Below are 20,330 nucleotides of genomic sequence, written 5' to 3'. Positions count from 1 at the left end.
AAAGATGTAGTCGTTCCATCGCCACTGGAACGACAGGATGGCGAGGGTCAGCATGATGGGCCGGGAGATCGGCACCATGATCCGCAGGAAGATCGACAGTTCACGCGCCCCGTCGATGCGGGCGGCCTCGACGAGCTCGTCGGGGACCGTCAGGAAGAACTGGCGGAACATGAAGCATCCGGTCGCGGTGAGCAGGGCCGGGAAGATGATGCCGGCGAGCGAGTTGTACAGGCCCAGGTCGCGGACCACCAGGAACTGCGGGGCGAGCATGACCTCGCCCGGCAGCATCGTCGTGGCGAGGATGCAGATGAAGAACGCCTTGAGCCATTTGTTGTCGTACTTGGCCAGCGCGTACCCCGTGCAGCAGCTCACTCCCACCGTGAGGATCGTCGCGATCACACACACGATGGTCGTGTTGATGAAGTACTGGGCGAAGTTGGCGCTGCCCCATGCTGCCTTGTAGCCCGACAGGGTGGGGTCGTCCGGAAACAGCGACAGCGAGGAGAACAGGTCTCCCGCCGGTTTGAAGGAGCTGAGGACGAACCACAGCACGGGAAACCCGTAGAGGGCCGCCAGAACCCACAGCAGTGTCGTCGCGGGCACCGCGCGCCGAAGCCCACCGCCGGCCGCGCCGCGGGGCCGCTTCCTGGGAGCTGCCCGTCCGGGCTCGGCGTCGACCGGGCGTGGCATGTCTGTGGTTGTCATCGGTTCTCCACCCGCCGGTTGACGATCAACTGGATGATCGCGACGGCCATCAGGATGAGCATGAGCACGAACGACGCGGCGCTCGCGTAGCCGATCTGGCCCGACTTGAAGCCGGTCTGGTAGATGTACTGGACAAGCAGGTTGTTCGACGTTCCGGGTCCGCCGTTGTTGAGGGAGGCGAACAGCGGGTATTCCTTCATCCCGTGGATCGTGTTGAGCAGGATGACGATGAACGAAGTGGGCGCGATGCTCGGCAGTGTGATGCTGATGAACTGGCGCCACGGACCGGCGCCGTCGAGCGAGGCCGCCTCGTAGTACGACACCGGTACGTTCTTGATCGCCGCGATGAACAGCAGCATCGAGAAGCCCGTCCAGGCCCAGGATGCCGCCACCACCACCACGATCAGCGACAGGTCCGCGTTCGACTGCCACGGAACGGCACTTCCGCCGAGGTTCTCGATGACCTCGTTGACCAGTCCGAAATTCTCACCGAACAGCCACCGCCACAGGACACCCACGACGATGGGCGACAGAAGCCACGGGATGAAGAAGAAGACGCGGGCGACCGATACGCCCTTGGCGTGCTTGCTCACCAGCACGTTGGCGATCAGCAGCGAGAGCACGAAGTTCAGCGGAACGAAGAGCACGGTGTACAGCAGCGTCCGGGTCAGCGCGCTGTAGAAGATCGAGTCCCCGAACAGGTTCTGGTAATTGTCCAGTCCGACGAACTGGAACGCCCCGATGCCCGTGTAGTTCGTGAAGGAGTAGACGAGCCCGATCACCGCCGGCCAGACGAAGAACAGCGCGAAGAGCACCACATTGCCCGCGATGAGGACGAGCGGCACGACGGTGTACTTGCTGCGTCTCCTGGGCGGGCTCACGGACACGTCCGGGGCGCGATTTTTCATCTTCCTGACTCCGTGCTGGTGGAATGGATTCCCTGTGGGCTCACGCCATGAGCCCGGCATCACATGGGCGACAGGGCCGGGCGGCGGTACGACCCCGCCGCCCGGCCCTGTGGCTTACGATCCGCCGCCGACCTGCTGGTTGTAGCCGGCCACGATGTTCTCCAGGGCCTTGTCGGCCGACTGCTCGCCGTTGATCGCCTTGCCAAGCTCCGTCTTGGTCGGGTCCTCGGTGAGGGTCTTGCCCTTCAGCGCCCAGCCCGTCTGCGCGCTGTTGAAGTAGCCGGAGATCGGGTCGTAGAGCGGGATCGACACGTTGTAGAGCTTGAACGCCGCCTGCGCCGCCTCGGACTTGAAGGGGTACTTCGGGTTCAAACCGCTCTCGACGGGCAGGAACCCGGACGCCTCGCACAGCGCCTGGTAGTGGGCCGGCTCGTACAGCCAGGACAGGAACTTCTCCGCGGCGGCGGCCGCGTCGCCGTTGTTGTTGAAGCCCACCGTCATGCCGCCGCTGTTGACGTCGCTGGCCTGCACCGGCTCGGCGGGAGTCGGGACGCTCGCCCACTCGAACTTCGTGATGCTCTCCGCGTAGGCGGCGACCTGCCACACGCCGGACCAGTAGGCGACGACGTCACCGCTCTGGAACATCGCCGACGGGTCGGCGCCGCTGGTCCACACCGACTTCGGCATGGTCTTGTCGTCGTTCCATCCGACGAAGGTGTTCACGGCCTTCTTGGTCGCCGCGTCCGCCGAGAACTTGCCGGAGTCGTCGGCGTGGACGTACTTCCCGCCCATCTCGTACACCATGGCGCGCAGCCGGGACGGCGACTGGTCGAAGGTCAGGGAGTACTTGGCGTTGGTCTTCTCCCGGACATCGTCCGCCGCCTTGATGAACTCGGTCCAGGTCCAGGTCTCCTGGGGCGAGGTCGGGTAGTCGACGCCGGCCTTCTCGAAGAGCGACTTGTTGATGAACATGCCGGACGCGGTGACGTCCGAGGGGATGGACAGCACCTTCCCGGACGAGTCCTTGGCGACGAAGTTGCCGTTGATCTTGTTGCTCTTCTTGTTGGCGATGGAGCTGAGGTCGATCAGCTTGTTCGACCAGATCGGGTCCAGCTTCGGCACTGACGCCACGTCGGGCAGGGAGTTCGCCTGCGCAGCGCTGCGCAGCTTCGCGTCGTAGCCGTCGTAGGGAATGTTGACGAGCTTGACGTCGACGCCGGCTTCCTTCTTGTACTGCGCCACCATCTTCTTCCAGCCCGCGTCCTGCCCCGGAACCGTGGAGATCCAGAACGTCAGCGACTTGGAGGTCCCTCCCGAGTCGGAGCCCGACCCGCAGGCGGAGAGCAGCAGGGCACCTGCCGTGGCCACGGCAGCGAGGGGAACCAGGCGGCGCATACCGCCGCGGCCGAGTCGGCGAGAGCGCCGCACACCCACAGTGGTCATCTTCGAACCCATTTCGTGGTAGGGACGGAGCACGGCGCCGACGGAGGCGGCACGGGTGCATTTTGCAAGAAGGTTCGCTTTCCGAGGGCGCGGCCTCGCCCGGCCGCGTCATCCTGACGAGCGAGGGTCCCCGGCCGCTGTGGCCGTCGCCGCACAAGCACGCCCTGGTGCGGTTGCCGTACGTCGAGTACGGGCGGGACGCTCGCCCAAGCCGACGTCCCGGTCGACTTAGAAAGCGCTTGTCCGGACATTGGCAGACCGAGTCCGAAACCGTCAATCCTTCGTCCGCGCGGCCTCGGTCACGGTTTGGACTCCTCGGGCGACCGCGAGGCGGGCGGCGCCCACGACGGTGCCGAGATCGCCGACCTGGCTGCTGACCACCTCGGTGGGCCAGCTGAGCCGCTCCAGTTCGGCCCGCACACCGGGCAGGAGCTGCGGATACGCGCCGGTGCTGCCGCCCAGCACGAGCAGCCCCGGGTCCAGTACGGCGGTCACGGCGGCGGCCAGCCGACCCACGTCCGCGGCGTGTCGGTCGACGATCGAGCGGGCCGTGGCGCTGCCCTGTCCGGCCAGGGCGAAGAGCTGCTCGGCGGTGCGGGGGCAGGAGCCGTCGGAATCCGGCCAGGCCTCCGCGGCCCGTCGCAGCAGCGAACCGGCGGCGATGTACTCCTCCAGGGCCTCGTGGCGGGGCTCCAGGTCGTCGTCCCAGGGGTAGGGCAGCCGGGCGAGCTCTCCGGCGGCCCCGTTGGCTCCGGCCAGCACGTGTCCTCCGACGACGATGCCGAGACCGATACCGACGCCGATCCGCAGATAGCCGAAGGTGTGCCGGCCGCGGGCGGCGCCCTCGTGCAGTTCGGCGAGCGCGGCGCAGTTGACGTTGTTCTCCAGGTGGACGGGGACCCCGGGCGGCAGGGCGACGGCCACAGCGTCGAAGACCGGTCCGGCCTTGGCGGTGGCGGGGCGCGGCTTCTCGGGGGCGGTGACGTCACCGACGGCCACGACGATGGTGCGCAGCGGGGCGTCGGAGGGCAGCGCGCGCAGGGCGTCGCGCACTACGTCGGCGGCGTCTGCGCGGGGCCCGGCGGCCTCGGCGAGCAGGGTGCCGTCCAGGGCGCAGCCGCGGACCCGGGTGAGGGCGGGGCCGAGGTCCACGGCGAGCACGGCGCCCGCGGCGGGGCCGAGGCGGTATATGGCGGCGCTGCGGCCCGTACCGCCGGAGGAGGTGCCGGAGTGGGCGGCGAGGTGGACGCCCTCCAGTTCGGCGACGGCGGAGGAGACCGTCGGCTTGGACAGGCGCGCGAGGCTCGCGAGTTGCGGCCGGGTCGCGGTGCCGGCCTGCGCCAGCACGGCGAATACGGCGCTCGCGCTCTCGGTCAGACGGGGGGCTCTCGCCACGTCGTGTTCCACAGTACCCCCAGCTCACAGGCCGCTCTCTCAAGCCGATCGACTCGGCGGGAGACGGCGATGGGTTGCCCTGGCGTGCTGCGTACGCGGCCCGGACAGGAAGTCCGGCAAGCCGAGTGCGCAACGCCTATTGACACACACTGTACTTCGTTAGTTAACTTCCTAACGAACGTCACGGTACTCGCCTGCCGTGGTCCGTCAGAAGCCCGTCCCGGGGCTTCCCTAGTTCATCAACTGCCCTGCCTCCAGGCGCGGTTCGCCCACCGTCGCAGCACACAGCGCACCGACGAAAGAGGTTCCGTGCAGGACACCGCACCCTTGGTGGTCGGTATCGACGTGGGCGGCACCAAGACGCAGCTCCGCTCCTTCGCGGACGACACTCTCGTGGCCGATCACGTCCGTCCCAGCAGCGGCTGGCGACCGCACGACCCCGTGGCCGCCGCCCGATGGCTGGCCGCGCTGGTCGAGGAAGCGCTGCCGACAGGCGTACGTCCGTCCGCGCTGGCCGTGGGCGGACACGCCTGTGAGACGCCTCGACAGTGCGCACAGATTCGAGACGCGCTCCAGTCCTTCTTCCCCGTGCCCGCGCTCGTGGTGGGCGACGCCGAACTGCTCGTACCCGCCGCGGGCTTGGACAAGGGCGTCGGACTGGTCGCCGGCACCGGTTCCGTCGCGGTGGCTCGGCTCGCCGACGGCAGCCCCGTACAGGTCGGCGGCTGGGGCGCGGTCCTCGGCGACGAAGGCGGCGCGGCCGGTCTCGTCCGTGAAGCGGCGCGTGCCGCATGGGCGGCGCACGACCGCGGCGAGGAACCCGATGAACTCGCCCTCGCTCTGGTCTCCGCGTTCTCGGTCGCCGAAGTTCCGGCGCTCGGCGCGGCCTTGGAGAGCGCCACCGATGTTTCCGCCGAGTGGGGCAGACACGCCCCGGTCGTCTTCGCCGCCGCCGAAGCGGGTTCGGCACTCGCCCGCACGGTGATCGCCGACGGCGGCCGCTCGCTGGCCGCGCTCGTCGAACGGCTCTCCGCGCGCGGGGTCGCGGTCGACGATGTCGTGGTCGCGGGCAGCACCGTGCTTGCGCAGCCCGCCCTGTACGACGCCTTCGTGGTGGCCCTCGCCGCGAGCATTCCGGGGGCGCGTCCGCAGCCCCTGCGGGTGGCGCCGGTCCTCGGAGCGGTGGCTCTGGCCAGGGCGATCCTGTGAGGGCCCAAGTCCCCGTTCACGTCCGGGACATACTGCGGTCGGCAAGCGCTTTCCCGGGTGACATGACCCGCCCGTAGATCTTCGCTCGTAAGCCTCGCCACCAGCACAGGACGCCCAGGACCTACACGTCTCAAGCACACCGCGAGACCCTCGCCCCAACCCCGCGGCCGCAGGCCGGAGAACTCAAGAGAGGCACACGCATGCCGTCTTCAGACGGGCAGCAGCCCACCACTTCGCCCGGGCGTCACGCGATGAACCGGCGGCGGCTCCTCAAGACCTCCCTGGCCGCGTCGGCCGGTCTGGTCGCCGCCCCGGCCCTCATCACCTGGGCGAGCGTCGACCGGGCCGCCGCCGCGACGGCGACCGCCGCCCCGTTCGTCGACGACTACAAGACCAACGTCACGACGAACCTCACGCCCGAGACCAACGCGGTGGTCCGGATCCTCGGCGGCATGGCCGAGATCTGGAAGACCGGCGACGCGTGGAACACCGGCACGCCGCTGAAGCCCGAGATCCTGCGCGCCAACATGCGCTACTGCGCCCGGATCACCGCCGCGCGCACGGACGCGCAGGCGAAGGAGTCGTTCATCTACGACCGCCAGCACCAGAGTTACGCGATGATCGCCGCGCTCGGACCGCTCGCCGAGCTGTACAAGTCCGGCGCCAAGGCGGTCACTTCGATCACGACGGCGCCGGACACGACGCCTGCGACCACGATCAGCGACTCCGTTCCGGCGAGCGCCCCGGCCGGATCCGCCCTCGGTGCGGGCTCGTACACCTCGGACCTCGGTCAGGTGGCGAAGCTGGTCGACACCGTGCGCGGGCCGTTCGCCTCCGGCAACCCCGGCAAGTTCGCCTTTCAGTACCCGCGTCCGTGGCGCATGAACGAGGACAGCGAGGTCGTCGACACCGGGAGGACCGACGCGCTCGGCTACCCGGTCTACGACTCCGCTGTGGTCGTCGCCACGCAGTTGCTGCGGCAGCGCAGCACCAACCCGGCCGAGGACGGCGGTTTCCCCAGCGGACACACCAACGCCTTCCACCTGGCGGCTCTGGCGTTCGCGTACGCGGTTCCGGAACGGTTCCAGGAGATCGTGACGCGCGCGTTCGAGCTGAGCCACACCCGGATCATGTCCGGCATGCACTCCCCCGTCGACGTCATGGGCGGCCGCATCATGGCCACCGCCCTGGCCGCCGCCGCCCTCGCCGACCCGGCCAACTCCGGCCTCAAGGCCACCGCGCGCGCCCAGGCCCTCGCCTACTTCCAGGCGCAGACCGGTACGACGGCCGACACCCTGTACGCCTACGCGCACCCCGACACCGGCGACGTGTACGCCGACCGGGACGCGAACCTCCGCACGGTCACGCCCAAGCTGACGTACATCCTGTCCCGCAGGGGCCGGGACGAGGCGCTGACTGTGCCGAAGGGTGCGGAGGTGCTGCTGGAGACGCGTCAGCCGTACCTCGACGCGGAGCAGCGGCGCGCGGTGCTCCGCACGACGGCGCTGCCCGCCGGATACGTGCTGCTCGACGGCTTCGAGCAGTGGGGGCGCCTCAACCTGTTCGCCGCGGCGGACGGTTACGGCGCCTTCGAGTCCGACGTGAGCGTGCGGCTCGACGCGGCAGCCGGCGGCTTCGGCGCGGCCGACACCTGGCGCAACGACATCGACGGCCGCGGCGGACTGACGAAGACCGGCACCGGAACGCTCACCCTCACCGGGCACAACAGTTACACCGGCGGCACCGTGCTGAAGGACGGTGTCCTCGCGGCCGCGTCGGCCCACGCCCTGGGCCACGGCGACGTGCGGGTCACGGGCGGCACCCTGCGGGTCTCCACCAAGTCGACGGTGCAGATCCACGGTACGTACAGCCAGGAGTCGGCGGCGCTCGAGGTGACGCTGCGGTCGGGCCGTGGCCCCGCCCTGGAGGTCACGCGGCGTGCGGTGCTCGGCAAGGGCAGCTCGCTGTCGCTGCGGCTCGACGCCGACAAGCCGCCGGCCGCGGGGAGCACGGTGCGTGTCGTCGGCGCTCCGGTGCTCCGCGGCCAGTTCGACCGCGTGGAGCTGAACTCCGACACGCTGCGGGCCGTACCCGTCTATACGGCGGATGGTCTGTCGGTACGACTCCTGAAGCGGTAACGCCCTGACGTGGCGGGAGCTGATGCAGAGTAGCCCCATGAGGTGGCTCTGGATCGCTCCCGTCGCCGCGCGGCCGGCGTCGCCGCGGGGCGGATGATGGCGCGCGAACAATCGGTCCTCGATCCCGGGACAGCGGGACACCCCCCGCCGTCGGTGACCACGGTGACCTCGCCACGCCGATCGCACCGGCGATGGCTGATGCCGCTGCTCGTGGTCGTGCTGCTCGCCCAGATGGCCGCGGCGATGGTGACCACGGCCGTGCAGCAGACACCGACCATCGACGAGCCCGTGTACGTCGGCACGGCCGCCGTCTATCTGCACGACCGCAGCCTGCGCTACAACCCCGAACATCCGCCGCTCGGGAAACTGATCGTCGGCATCGGGGTGGCGCTCGCCGATCCGCACGTCGACCGGCCGTTGCCGGGCAATCAGGGCGTGATGGGACGGCATCTGCTGTACAAGTCCGGCAACGACCCGTGGCAGCTGATGCTCTGGGCCCGCCTTCCGGTCATCGCGCTGACTCTGCTGTTCGGGCTGGTCGTGTTCGCCTTCGCCCGCGAACTCGTCGGCATGGCCGGCGCGTTGACGGCACTCACGCTGTACACCTTCTCCCCCGACGTCATCGCCCATGGCTCCCTCGCCACGCTCGACGTACCCGCAGCCGGTTTCCTGCTGACCTCGGTGTGGCTGCTGTGGCGGGCGCGCGTCCGGCCGCAGCTGTACCTGCCGCTCGCCGGGCTGGCGCTGGGCGCGGCCCTGGCCACGAAGATGAGCGCGCTGGCGGCGGTTCCGGTGCTGGTGGTGCTCGCGGGAATGTCGGTGTGGCGGGCCGGCGCGGTGGCGCGGACAGGTGCGAGTCCGTTGATCGTCCGCCGGAAGGCACTGCTGCGGGCGGCTGCGGGCGCGGGCGTCATGGCGCTGGCCGCGATCGCCGTCGTATGGGCCACCTATCTGACCGTCGATCCGCGGCTGCGCTGGTCGCCGCAGCAGCCCGTGCCGACGGTGCAGGGACTGCGGGGGCTGCTGGTCGATCTGCTGCCGTTCCCGGAGGCGTACCGGGACGGCATGCGCATCCAGTTCGGGATGGAGAAACTGCCCTGGCAGAGCTTCCTGTTCGGACGGGTGTACACGGGTTCGCTGTGGTATTACCTCCCGGCGGCGCTGCTGGTGAAGACGCCGCTCGGCATGCTCGTCCTGTGGGCGGCCGGGGTCGTCGCGGTGGTGGCGGTACGGCGGCTGCGGCCGGCTGCGCCGTATCTGCTCGTCGCCCCGGTCGTGCTGCTGGTCGCCGCCATGGAGGGGTCGCGGGACTTCGGCACCAGGTACGCCGTCTTCGTGCCGATGTTCTTCGCGGTGGCGGCAGCCGGCGTCCTTGCGCTGCGGTGGCGATGGAGGTTCGTCACGACGGCCGCCCTGGTGCTGTTCGTCGCGGTCAGCTCGCTGCGGACGTTTCCCTACTATCTGCCGTACTCCAACGAGGCGTTCGGCGGGCCCGCGAAAACGCATCTGCGGCTGCACGACGCCAATGTGGACTGGGGCCAGGACCTGGGACGGCTCGCCGACCGGCTGCGCGAGCGCTACCCGGGCGAGCGGATCTGGCTCGTGTACAAGGGCAGCGGGCTGCCGGCGTACTACGGCATCGACGCGACGGATCCGCGCACCGTGCCCGAACGTGAAGTGCGCGGGCTGCTGGTCGTGTCGGACTCCTCGGTCGCCAAGGCGAAAGGGCGGCTGGCCGAGTTGATCGACAGCAGTCGTCCGATCGACGAAGTCGGTCATTCGATCACGATCTACCGGCGGTGAGCGTATGCCCGCGCAGCGCTCGATATGCACTCGTACAAGCCCTGGTCACCACGGTGTGTGAGCTATGTTGAACGACTGTGGGAGACAATGGAGGCGCACCGGTGCCATCGCCGCAGCAGGCACGTGCACAGGCGTCCGCGATCACCTCGGGCAAGTCGGCTCCAGAGGCGGAGGCCGCCCCGAGTTCCCAGCTCAGGACGCTCTTCGACCAGCCACGGCTGTCGCCGGGACAGCGGCGTATCGCCCAGTACCTGATCGAGCACATCACCGAAGCGGCGTTCCTTTCGATCACCGACCTCGCCGAGCGGGTGGGCGTGAGCCAGCCCTCGGTGACGCGATTCGCGGCAGCGGTCGGCTTCAGCGGCTACCCCGCGCTACGGGAGAAGCTCCAGTCGATCGCGCTCGGCACGCTCGCCGGCGGCCCCGCGGCGGCCGAGGAGAACCGGGGCAACGAGCTACAGGCGGCGGTCGACGCCGAGATCGAGAATCTTGAGAACCTGCGACGGGACTTCGCCGACCCCGACCGAGTGATCAGCATCGGCCGCAAGCTGTCGGAGTCCACCCCACTGACGGTGCTGGGCCTGCGCATCTCGGTGTCCCTCGCCGAGTACTTCGCGTATGCGGCACGCCGCGTCCACCCCGACGTGCGGGTGGTGACTCGGGGCGGCAGCGTCGCCTACGACGCGCTGCTCCAGTCCCGCGAGGCCGGGGGCACCTGGGTACTGGCGTTCTCGATGCCCCGGCACGCCCAGGAGACGCTCACCGCGGTCCAGGTCGCGCGCAGCGCCGGACTGAAGGTCGCGCTGATCACCGACCTGGCGCTCGGGTCCGTGGCCGACGAGGCCGACGTCACCTTCGCCACCGGCACCGGCTCCCGACTGGTCTTCGACTCCTACGCCGCCCCCGGCGTGATCGCGGCGGCGCTGCTCCAGGCCATGACCGACGCCGACCCCGAGCGCACGCAGGCCCGGCTAGAGGAGTACGAGCAGATCTCCGACCAGCACCAGTTCTTTCTCAGGGACTGACTTCTCCCTCCTCAGGGACACGCCCCGCAGAACACCACAAGGGCACTAATCACCCCAAACCGCGCATGAATGTTTTCATGCGCCTTGCAAAGCGGACGGCATATATAAATACTTCACACCCGAACACCCAAAGCCGCCGTCTCCTACCCGCGTCGGCGCCGAGGGTGTTCGGACGGGCATCGCCTGCGCGAACGCCCGCGGCGGCCCCGGCCATCCCCTAGGCCGGGGCCGACCAACCCGTCGGACCACCCCTCACGACGCCCCGCACCCGGAAGCGATCACCATGACCCTGACGACCACGCGCATCAGCCCGGACTGGCCCTGCCAGGTCAAGAGCCCCGGCAGCTACGACTGGGAGCGCACGGCGGCCAAGTGGCTGCGCGAACTGGTGCCGGCCCGCTACGCCAGCTATCCGGCCCTGATCCGCCACCCGGTGCTGCTCGCCCGGCACGCGCAGATCCAGGTCCAGCACGAGATCCGTGTCGCCCGCACCGCCCTTCAGACCGCCCGCGCCGATCTGCCCGCGCTCGGTCTGCCGGAGTCGGTCATCGAGCACACGATCAAGTTGTACGCGGCGGAGGTCCGCCAACTACAGCACATCGCGCGCAGCGTACGGGCCGTCACGCAGGCGCTGGTGGACAACTCCGTACGCTGAAGGGCGGGGTCAGCCGGTGCCCGTGCGGGATTCCAGGTCCCGTCGCGTGTCGTCGCCGTAGACGCCGGTCTCGTCGCCGCGAATGCCGTACCAGAGCTGGAAGCGGGCCACGGCCTCGGTGAGGACGGTGTCGTAACTCCCGCTGGTGGAACCGTCCTCGTACACGTTCGGGATGCGCAGCAGCCGCTTCTGAAGGGCCGTCACCTCGGGGCCGGACGCTCCTTCGCGGAGGGTGCCGGGGCCGTCGGGGTCGGCCGGCGCGCTCGCGGTGGGCGCGGCGGCGGACGTCGTAGGGGCGTCGGGTGCGGGGGCGGCCGTGTCGGCGTCGCTTCGGCCGGGAAGCAGGAAGGCGCAGCCGAATCCGACGACAGCGGCCGCGGTGACGGCGATCGCCACGGCGGCGCCGCGCCGGCCCACTCGGGGGCGGCCGGCCCCCGCTCCACGCTTCCCCCCGTCGGCGAGCACGGCCGGCAGTTCCTGCGTCGCGTCCTCGGATCCGGGCAGCCTCCCCGGCACGGACTCGTAGACGCCGGTTCTCGGCGGCAGGTCCTTGAGCAGTTCGGCGAGGGCATCGGTGCGGCGGGGGCGCAGGACGCGTACCGGTTCCAGGGGTGGCCGGTCGTCGTGCGGCTGCCGGGGTTCGGGCGGTGTCGTCACCGCTCTTCTCCTTCCGTCCCGTGCGCTGGGGTCCGGGCGGTTCCCCGTGGAGGGATACGTGGCAGCGGGACCGGGAGTTCAGCAGGCCCGGCACCTCACCCTCAAACCGGCTGGAGCCCTCCGCACCGGGAGCACTCAGTTCCCCCTCGGCAGCGCACTGAGTGCCACAACCCTGGAGCGAGTGCTACGTTCCCGACCATGAGCTCCACCGTGAAACCGCCCATGCGGGACGCCCTGGTCGCGGCGGCCTTCCAGCTGTTCCTGGAGCGGGGCTACGAGCAGACCACCGTCGACGACATCGTGGCGCTCGCAGGGGTGGGGCGGCGTTCGTTCTTCCGCTACTTCCCCTCCAAGGAGGACGTGGTCTTCCCCGACCACGAAGGGTGCCTCGCCGACATGACGGCCTTCCTGGGCGCCAGCGACGAGAAGGACGAGCCCGTGCAGCGAGTCTGCGACGCGGCCCGGCTGGTCCTGCGCATGTACGCCGAGAACCCGACGTTCTCCGTGCAGCGCTACCGACTCACCAAAAAGGTGCCGGGGCTGCGCGCGTACGAACTGTCAGTGGTGTGGCGCTACGAGCGCGCCCTCGCCGAGTATCTGCGGGGGCGGTTCGCCGGCCGGCGGGACGGGACCCTGCGCGCCGACGTGATCGCGGCCGCCGTGGTCGCGGCCCACAACAACGCGCTGCGTTCCTGGCTGCGTTCGGACGGACAGGGCGACGCGGACTCGGCCGTGGACCACGCGCTCGGGTACGTGCAGTCCGCCTTCGGTGCGACCCCCTCCCCTTCCGTCCCGCTCACGGGCGAACAGCCGGAGGACGTCGTGGTCGTCGTCTCCCGGCGCGGCGCACCGCTGTGGCGGGTCGTCCAGGAGATCGAGTCCACGCTCGGACGCGACTGATCCACACACGGCTTCCACACTCATTGGGTACGCAGTGCCTTTACGAGTGGCACTGAGTGCCATACGCTGAGGCCGTGCACGGTGGCACGGTGAACCGGGCACGTGCGTGCACGGTTGACCCGCGCACGTGGATTCCGGCCGAGCGCAGGGAGTTGACCAGCGTGTACCACCACTCAGGAAGCGTTGCTCGTCAGACAGTCGGCTCCGGGACGGGCGTACTCGACCCCGCTGTCCCGGCCGGGGAGGCCATCCACTTCCAGCGCTGTAGCTGGTGCGGCACCGCCATGTACCACCGTCTGCTGTGTCCGGTGTGCCAGGGCAGCGACCTGCGGACGGAGCGCAGCGAGGGCGTCGGCACGGTCCGCCACTCGACCGTGGTGCACCGCAACAGCCCTGCCGCACGCAATGTGTCCCTGATCGAGATGGCCGAGGGGTTCGTGGTGCGCGGCCGGGTCATCGGCCCGCCCATCGGCATCCACAGCGGGGACCGGGTCCGGCTGTCGACGGTCAAGGACCCGGTCCGGGGCGAGCCGGTGTTTCAGCTGGTCGACGAGCCGTACCGGGCCTGGAGCTGACGCGGACCCAGCTCGCGGAGACCGGTCATGACAGGTCGTACAGGCCAGGTATCAGGTCACGCACGACCACCGGTCGTCCCGTCTCGAAGCATTCGTTGGCGGCGAGCCCCACGGCCAGGGCCAGCGCACCGTCCCGTTCTGTGGCCGTCCGCGCCGCTACCTCACCGCCGGTCACCGGATCCCCGGCGTGGACCTGCCCGAAGATCGCGTCGAGCATGCGCGGGTCTCCCCCGCCATGGGCCTCGTGCGCGGTCTCCACATCGATCTCCGCCGGCGGCCGCCACAGCGGACGCAGGGTGAGCCGCACCCCACCCGCGTGTTCGGCGGCCGCGTCCCCGTGCACGGCGCCGGTGTGGGAGGCGACCCGGGTCACGGGCGGCTGCCAGTTGCTCTCCTCGACCTCGAGTTCCAGGCGGCCGGCGCTGCCGTTGAACATGACCCGGTAGCCCTCCCACGGTGAGTAGGCCGTGAGGTGGTACGCCATGGTGGCGCCCTGCACATAGCGGACCAGGACGGCCATGTCGTCCTCGATGCTGATCGGTCCGTCGAAGACGTTGCGGTCGCGGAGGTAGCCGTCGTCCTGCTCGGCGTCGAGGTAGAGGGCGCGCAGGGTGTCGTTGGCCGCGAGATCCAGGGCGAAGGGGTCCTCGGCGGCGGCTGCGGCGCCGTGGGCACGGTCGTACTCCCGGCGCAGTCCGTGACGGGCGCCCGCCTCATGGCCGTAGAAGCCGAGACGTCCGTAGCCGAAGGCCTCGGCGGGCTCGTCCGCGAGCCACCAGTTGACCAGGTCGAAGTGGTGCGAGGACTTGTGCACCATGAGTCCGCCGCTGTTCCGCTTCTCCCGGTGCCGGCGGCGGAAGTAGTCGGCGCCGTGGCGTACGTCGAGCAGCCACTCGAAGTGGACGGACAGGATCTCGCCGATCGCGCCGTCGGCGAGCAGGGTGCGGACCTTCTCGTGCACGGGGTTGAAGCGGTAGTTGAAGGCGACCGTGAGGGAGTTGCCCGTCTCCCGGACGGTGTCCAGGATGCGCGCGCAGCGCTGTGCGTCGACGGTCATCGGCTTCTCGGTGACCACACGGCAGCCCGCCGTCAGGGCGGGGACGATGTAGCGGTCATGTTCGGCGTCGACGGTGGTGACGACGACCTCGTCGACGTCCTCCTTGGCGAGCAGGTCGGTGAACTGCCGCGCGCAGGGGAGTTGATCGGCTCATGACCGAGCCCTTCCCGCCCGCCCTCCGCCCAGTCCTCGATCAGCCGGATCGTGCGGCTCGGGGTACGCGTCGTGTGGTTCCCCTTCTGAGCGGGTGCGCCAACTCCCCTTCCTGACGCTCAACTTGTTCCCTCTTCACAGGCAACCCACAACCCCCACACCTCGTCCTCCGTGACGCGAGGGTCCCTTCGGAGACGGCCGGAGTGCCCGAGCCGAGGGCGGAGGAGGAGAACGTTGTCACGTGCCCGGCGAATATGGGTGACCGCTGCGGCGGTGCTCGCGGTGGTGGGGGCATCACCAGGAATGGCGCAGGCGCAGCCGACCGGGAGCGCCCCACTCTCGGTGTCGGCGGACCTTCCACCGGGCTGGCAGGTCACCGGCGAAGGCCCGGACCGGCAGTTGGTGTGGCGGTCGGCGGAGCCGGTGCCCATGGGTGACTCCCGGGTCGAGTTCTACGACGGTGACCGGCTGCTCGGCAGACCGGCGGCGGCCAGGGACGGCCGTACGTTCCGGCTGGACCTCGACGCCGTACCGCTGAAGTCCGCGAAGGACCTTCAAGTCCTGTCCGGAGGGCGGCGGTTGGACGCGGCCGGGGTGGCCGAGGAGGAACGGCAGGACCGGCGTTCCCCGGCGGTGGCGAACCCGCCTGCCGCCCTGCCGGCGAACTCCGTCGACCCGGGCAAGCCGGGCTCGTACCGGACGGTCACCGGCGAGTACACCCTCGGTTCGGTGAAGCTGCCCGGTTTCCCGGAGCCCGTGGAGATGCAGGCCGTGGTGGTGGCACCGGACGGCGCCACCGGCAAGCGTCCGCTCGCGCTCTTCCTGCACGGCCGTCATGGCACCTGCTACAAGCCGGGCACCGAGGACGCGACCGGCGACTGGCCCTGCCCGTCCGGCATGAAGTCGATTCCGAGCTACCGCGGCTATCTGCGCGACCAGAAGCTGCTGGCATCGCAGGGCTATGTGACGGTGTCGATCTCGGCCAACGGGATCAACGGCCAGGACTTCGCGGCCGAGGACGGCGGCGCGCAGGCCCGTTCGTCGCTGGTGCGACAGCATCTCGCCCGCTGGGCCGACTGGGCGGAACACCCGGACGCGGCCCCGGCGATCGTACGCAAGGCGCCGAAGACTGACCTCTCCCGCGTCCTGCTGGTCGGGCACTCGCGCGGCGGTGAGGGCGTGAACCGGGCCGCGATGGACAGCCTCTACCCGCCGCCCGCCGACCAGGACGGCTACCACGGCCGGGTGCGCTGGCACATCCGCGGCACCGTGCTCATCGGCCCGACGATCTTCGGCCAGAACCCGGTCCCCGACGTGCCGTCCATGACGATCCTCCCGGGCTGCGACGGCGATGTCTCCGATCTCCAGGGCGAGTTGTACGTCGACGGCACCCGTGCAGTCAGCCGGGGTACCGCACTCCACAGCGCTGTCTACGTGGTCGGCGCCAACCACAACTTCTTCAACAGCGAGTGGACGCCGGGCCAGGCCCAGGCACCCGCGGACGACGACTTCTGGGACGACGAGGAGCAGCCGGACAAGGTGTGCTCGCCGGGCACCCGGACGCGGCTGACTGCCGACCAGCAGCACAAGGCGGGCGCCACCTACATCGCGGCGGCGGCCCGGCTGTTCGTCGCCGGTGACGACCGGGTACGGCCGCTGCTGGACGGCTCGGGCAAGCGGGCGCCCTCGGCGGACCCCGCGCGCGTCCTGACCCACGCGGTCGGCGCCAACCGCCGCGCCGGGTTCCTGCCGGACGGCAAGGTCTCCGTGACCGGCGCGCGGCTGTGCTCCGCGGCCGATCCCGATCCCGCCGTGGCCTGTCTGGACCCCGAAACCGCCGGAGGCTCACCGCACTTCGCGTCCTGGGAGACGGGACGGGAGGTCGGCCGCGGGGCGGTGGCACTGCGCTGGTCCCGGCCGGGGTCGGTGGCCCGGGTGACACCTGACAAGCCGTTGTCCCTCGGTGGCGCCAAGGGACTGACGCTGCGTGTGATCGTGCCGCCGAACACCACCGGCACGCAGCTGGACGTCGCCGTGACCGACACCGCCGGGCGACGGGCCACTCTGGGCCGGGTCCGCGTGGACGGGCTGCCCGGCAGTGACCGGACCGCCTCGTACTGGGCGCGCGAGGTCCGCGTGCCGCTGGCCGCTGCCGCCGGTCTCGATCTGCGGCACATCAAGTCCCTTGAACTGACGCCGCGTTCCGGATCCGGGAAGGCCTGGCTGATGGACGCCTGGGCCTGGCGCCCCGGCACCCCCGCGGTCCACGAGGCCACACTGCCCCGCATCGACATCGGCCGCCTCACCGTCGAGGAGGGCGACTCGGGCGTGCAGACGTACCGGGTGCCCGTGCAGGTGTCCGGGCAGGGCAGCGGCCAGGTCCGGGTGTACGTCGTGAACCCGGACACCGGGAACACCGAGGAACGGCTGGTGACGGTACGGCCCGGCGGCAACGACATCGACGTACCGGTGAAGGTCGAGGGCAACACGCGCTTCTCGTACGACGTGCAGCACGACGTGCTCGTCAAGGCCGTCCGGAACTCGGTGATCGGCTCGTACCGGGGCGGCGTCACCGCGACGAACGACGACCCGGCACCGACGATCGCTGTCACTCCGGTCGCCGACCGGGTGAGCGAAGGACAGCCGCTGAAGTGGCGGGTGACGCTGTCCTCGGCCGCCGACGCGGACGTATATCCACTGTTCCGTGTGGAGCCGGTCGCCGGCGCCGCCGAGCTGTCCACCAAGGACGTCGACCCGCAGTGGCTCCAGGAGGCTTCGGGTGAGTCGCCCGACCCGGAGCGTCCGCTCTCCCAGTTGGAGGGCCTCTACCTCTGGATGACCGTCCCGGCGGGGCAGACCTCCGTCGAGGTGACCGTGCCCACGGTCAAGGACACGGTGACCGAGCCCGAGGAGTCCGTACGGTTCCGGCAGGCCGACGACTCCGGTGAGCCGCAGAACGACGGGGCGGTGATGAGCGGGACGGTGCTGGACGCGTCCTAGTCGGCCACCTCAGGAAGTCAGCGTCACACGAATGCCGACGGTCCCCTTCAGGCCGCGCCTCACCCTGCTGCCGAGCAGGGTGAGGCGCCCGACGATGCCGTACTTGCGGACGAGGAGTTGGCGGTAGCGGGCGGTGGTGGCCTCGTCGCAGATTTCCGCGGTGGCCGGAACCTGGTCGCCGGTCGGGTTCCCGCGCAGATCGCAGGGGCCGACGAGGACATCACCGCGTGCCCGGATCCGCTTGACCTTCCAGGAGTCGGTCGGCGTCCACACGCCGAGCGTGTCGCCGTCGCGCACCACCCAGACCGGGGTGGCGACCGGGGTGCCGTTCCGCCGGTAACTGGTGATCAACAGGTACTGGCCCGCACCGAGCCGCTCCAACGCCGTGTCGTCCATGACCCGCAAGTCTAGGCAGTTCCCGTCAACGCCACCCCCATCCGCCGTACCGCCTCCTCCATCACCTCAGGCGACGTCGCCAGATTCAGACGTGCGTGGCCGGCCCCGCCCATGCCGAAGGGGACACCCGAGGTCAGCGCCACGCGCCCGCGCTTCAGGAAGACGTCCGCCGGGTCGTCCCCGAGACCGAGTGCGCGGCAGTCGAGCCAGGCGAGGTAGGTGGCCTCGCCGGGTCGGTAGCCGATCGCGGGGAGGTGCTCGGTCAGCAGGTCGCCGAGCAGACGCCGGTTGTCGTCGAGGCCGGCGAGCAGCGCGTCCAGCCAGGCAGTGCCGTCACGCAGGGCGGCGGTGTGGGCGATGACGCCGAGGTGGCTCGGGCCGTGACTGACTTCCTCGGGGAGCCGAGCGAGGTCTTCGGCAGCCGCGGGGCCCGCGATGGCGAGCGCGGCCTTGAGGCCGATCAGGTTCCAGGCCTTGGACGCCGACATCAGCGACAGACCGTGTGCGCCGCCCGGCACGCTGAGATACGGCACGAAATCGACACCTCCGGCGACGAGCGGCGCGTGGATCTCGTCGGCGACGACACGCACGCCGTACCGGTCGGCGAGGGCGGCGATCGCGGCCAGCTCGTCGGCGGTGTGCACCGTGCCGGAGGGGTTGTGCGGGCTGCACAGCAGGTAGGCGGCCGGTCGACCGTCCGCGACCGCCTGCCGGAAGGCCTCCTCCAGCGTGCCGAAGTCGATCCGCAGGTCCGCGCCCAGCGGGGCCTGGAGCACCCGCCGGTCCATGTGCTCCATGAACAGGAAGAACGGCGGATACACCGGCGGGTTCACCACGACCGTGTCCCCGGGGCCGGTGACCAGCTTGATCATCTCGACGACGCCGAGCATCACGTCGGGCACGATCGCGGTGCGCTCCACGGCCAGCCCGTCCCAAGCCCACCGCTTGTCGGCGAACTCGGCGAGCGCCTCGGCGTAGGCGGTGCCGGCGGCATAGCCGGTGTCCCCCAGCGCGAGCGAGTCGGTGACCGCGCGGACGACGGGTTCGGCGAGCGGCACGTCCATCTCGGCCACCCACAGCGGCAGCACGTCGTCGGGGTAGGTGCGCCATTTCATGCTCGTACGTCGTCGGAGGCTGTCGAGGGTGAGTGCGCGCAGGGGATTCGGTTCACCGGACGTCTCGTGCGGGATCCTGGTCATGGGTCTCAAGATAGGGGGCTGTGGTGTGACGTGGAATCGCGTGGAGCGACCCGCGGCGACTGCCGGGATTCTCGAGGTGGCCTGCGACGAGTCGGGGTCCGACGGTGAGAATCTCACCGGCGGGAACACCGATGTCTTCGCGCACGGCAGCGTGCGGCTGCCGGTGGATTCCGCGGCCGGATTCGTGCAGGAGATACGGGACCGGATCCGTTCGCCCGCCGAGGAGTACAAGGCGAACCATCTGCTGCGGCAGAAGCACCGGGCGGTGCTGGAGTGGCTGCTCGCGCCCTCGGGCCCGATCCACGGGCATGCGCATGTGCATCTGACCGAGAAGACGTTCTTCGTCGTGGACCGGGCCGTCGACCTGCTGCTCGGCGACCCTGCCGTGGCCGTCGTGCTCTTCCGGCAGGGTCCGCCGACGTTCGGGGCGGAGGGCTGGCGGGAATTCCTCGCGGCGGCGAACCGATTGCTGCGCGTCAGGAACGACGGTGAGCCGCAGCTGCCCGTCGAGGGGTTCTTCGGCACGGTCGACGGCCTGCGGCGCGCGCATTCCCGTACGGAGGCGGCGGCAACGCTGGACCGGCTGGCCGCGGCCCGGCCCCGAGCGGATGCCTATCGCGCCGGGCTCCGACACGGCCAGGTGCTGATCCCCCTCCTCAATCCCCTGCTGCCCGCCATCGTCCACACCGCCGCCCACTGGAGCGCGGGAGGACAGCCCGTCCGGCTGGTCCACGACCGGCAGAACATGCTCACCCCGGACCGCATCGCCTGGATCGAGGCGGCGGCTCGGCAGGCCGGGTTCGCGCTCGACGGGCTGCGGCTCGTCCAGGCGGGGCTGGATCCACGGGTGCAGGTCGCCGACTTCCTCGCCGGGATCGCCCGCAAGATCGCCTCCGACGAGCTGAACGGACGCGGGGACCCCGCCCTCACCGCGCTGCTGCGCCCCTACGTCGGCGCGGCGTCCGTCTGGGGCGACGAAGCAAGCTGGGCGCGGCTCGGGCCCGGCACCCCAGTGCCCGCGGCCCACCTGCGGGAGCTGAAAGGATCACCGATCCGCTGAACACCCCCGCACTGGGCCACGTACCTAGGGAGGGTGCTCAACTTCGGGAGGG

Annotated in this window: 16 protein-coding genes and 1 pseudogene; 9 read left to right on the top strand and 8 right to left on the bottom strand. The window is 70.3% G+C overall.

Annotation, left to right across the window (positions count from 1 at the left end; genetic code table 11):
• The 4 genes from KCH87_RS18865 to KCH87_RS18850 all read right to left on the bottom strand — a co-directional run.
• Positions 1-705 (bottom strand): carbohydrate ABC transporter permease (locus KCH87_RS18865; protein ID WP_210587290.1); only part of this gene is annotated, 705 nt, incomplete at its 3' end.
• Positions 702-1,613 carry a carbohydrate ABC transporter permease gene (locus tag KCH87_RS18860; protein ID WP_210587289.1) on the bottom strand — a complete coding sequence of 304 codons (912 nt, stop codon included), beginning with the start codon at positions 1,611-1,613 and terminating at the stop codon, positions 702-704. The genes KCH87_RS18860 and KCH87_RS18865, both read right to left, overlap by 4 nt.
• A gap of 114 nt (positions 1,614-1,727) precedes the next feature.
• Positions 1,728-3,056, bottom strand: a complete 1,329-nt coding sequence (locus KCH87_RS18855; RefSeq protein ID WP_210587288.1) for an extracellular solute-binding protein — start codon at positions 3,054-3,056, stop codon at positions 1,728-1,730.
• 273 nt (positions 3,057-3,329) lie between these two features.
• The gene (locus KCH87_RS18850) at positions 3,330-4,451 is read right to left on the bottom strand and encodes an ROK family protein (RefSeq protein ID WP_308298857.1); all 1,122 of its coding nucleotides are present in this window, start codon (positions 4,449-4,451) and stop codon (positions 3,330-3,332) included.
• Between the two features lie 309 nt (positions 4,452-4,760).
• On the opposite strand from KCH87_RS18850, the gene KCH87_RS18845 reads away from it, so the two are divergent.
• The 5 genes from KCH87_RS18845 to KCH87_RS18825 all read left to right on the top strand — a co-directional run bounded on the left by KCH87_RS18845 (position 4,761) and on the right by KCH87_RS18825 (position 11,281).
• Positions 4,761-5,660 (top strand): BadF/BadG/BcrA/BcrD ATPase family protein, encoded by a 900-nt coding sequence (locus tag KCH87_RS18845; RefSeq protein WP_210587286.1) that lies wholly within the window; start codon positions 4,761-4,763, stop codon positions 5,658-5,660.
• Positions 5,661-5,860: 200 nt separating this feature from the next.
• Complete coding sequence (locus KCH87_RS18840; RefSeq protein WP_210587285.1) at positions 5,861-7,798, top strand: phosphatase PAP2 family protein; 1,938 nt, start codon at positions 5,861-5,863, stop codon at positions 7,796-7,798.
• Positions 7,799-7,891: 93 nt separating this feature from the next.
• Positions 7,892-9,601 carry a phospholipid carrier-dependent glycosyltransferase gene (locus tag KCH87_RS18835; RefSeq protein WP_210587314.1) on the top strand — a complete coding sequence of 570 codons (1,710 nt, stop codon included), beginning with the start codon at positions 7,892-7,894 and terminating at the stop codon, positions 9,599-9,601.
• A gap of 101 nt (positions 9,602-9,702) precedes the next feature.
• Positions 9,703-10,626: a MurR/RpiR family transcriptional regulator gene (locus KCH87_RS18830; protein WP_210587284.1), complete on the top strand. Its 924-nt coding sequence runs from the start codon at positions 9,703-9,705 to the stop codon at positions 10,624-10,626.
• 283 nt (positions 10,627-10,909) lie between these two features.
• The gene (locus KCH87_RS18825) at positions 10,910-11,281 is read left to right on the top strand and encodes a hypothetical protein (protein ID WP_210587283.1); all 372 of its coding nucleotides are present in this window, start codon (positions 10,910-10,912) and stop codon (positions 11,279-11,281) included.
• A 9-nt stretch (positions 11,282-11,290) separates the two neighbouring features.
• Here the strand turns inward: KCH87_RS18825 and KCH87_RS18820 are convergent, their stop codons facing one another.
• Complete coding sequence (locus KCH87_RS18820) at positions 11,291-11,938, bottom strand: peptidoglycan-binding protein (RefSeq protein ID WP_210587282.1); 648 nt, start codon at positions 11,936-11,938, stop codon at positions 11,291-11,293.
• A gap of 222 nt (positions 11,939-12,160) precedes the next feature.
• Here KCH87_RS18820 and KCH87_RS18815 point away from each other — a divergent pair, with 222 nt between their 5' ends.
• Positions 12,161-12,838 (top strand): TetR family transcriptional regulator, encoded by a 678-nt coding sequence (locus tag KCH87_RS18815; protein WP_210587313.1) that lies wholly within the window; start codon positions 12,161-12,163, stop codon positions 12,836-12,838.
• Positions 12,839-12,999: 161 nt separating this feature from the next.
• Positions 13,000-13,413: a Zn-ribbon domain-containing OB-fold protein gene (locus KCH87_RS18810; protein WP_210587312.1), complete on the top strand. Its 414-nt coding sequence runs from the start codon at positions 13,000-13,002 to the stop codon at positions 13,411-13,413.
• A 25-nt stretch (positions 13,414-13,438) separates the two neighbouring features.
• Here KCH87_RS18810 and KCH87_RS18805 read toward each other — a convergent pair.
• A pseudogene (locus KCH87_RS18805) lies at positions 13,439-14,596 on the bottom strand (Gfo/Idh/MocA family protein); the annotation flags it as partial.
• A 261-nt stretch (positions 14,597-14,857) separates the two neighbouring features.
• On the opposite strand from KCH87_RS18805, the gene KCH87_RS18800 reads away from it, so the two are divergent.
• Positions 14,858-17,623 carry a hypothetical protein gene (locus KCH87_RS18800; protein WP_210587281.1) on the top strand — a complete coding sequence of 922 codons (2,766 nt, stop codon included), beginning with the start codon at positions 14,858-14,860 and terminating at the stop codon, positions 17,621-17,623.
• Between the two features lie 9 nt (positions 17,624-17,632).
• On the opposite strand, the gene KCH87_RS18795 is transcribed toward KCH87_RS18800, so the two are convergent.
• Together KCH87_RS18795 and KCH87_RS18790 are read right to left on the bottom strand one after the other, a co-directional pair.
• Complete coding sequence (locus KCH87_RS18795; RefSeq protein ID WP_210587280.1) at positions 17,633-18,019, bottom strand: PPOX class F420-dependent oxidoreductase; 387 nt, start codon at positions 18,017-18,019, stop codon at positions 17,633-17,635.
• Between the two features lie 11 nt (positions 18,020-18,030).
• Positions 18,031-19,218 (bottom strand): MalY/PatB family protein, encoded by a 1,188-nt coding sequence (locus KCH87_RS18790; protein ID WP_210587279.1) that lies wholly within the window; start codon positions 19,216-19,218, stop codon positions 18,031-18,033.
• A 25-nt stretch (positions 19,219-19,243) separates the two neighbouring features.
• On the opposite strand from KCH87_RS18790, the gene KCH87_RS18785 reads away from it, so the two are divergent.
• Complete coding sequence (locus KCH87_RS18785; protein WP_308298856.1) at positions 19,244-20,278, top strand: hypothetical protein; 1,035 nt, start codon at positions 19,244-19,246, stop codon at positions 20,276-20,278.
• Positions 20,279-20,330: the final 52 nt, after the last annotated feature.

The organism is Streptomyces sp. GESEQ-35 (genome assembly GCF_017948485.1).
Lineage (GTDB): Bacteria > Actinomycetota > Actinomycetes > Streptomycetales > Streptomycetaceae > Streptomyces.
This window is presented reverse-complemented; position numbering and strand designations above follow the sequence as displayed.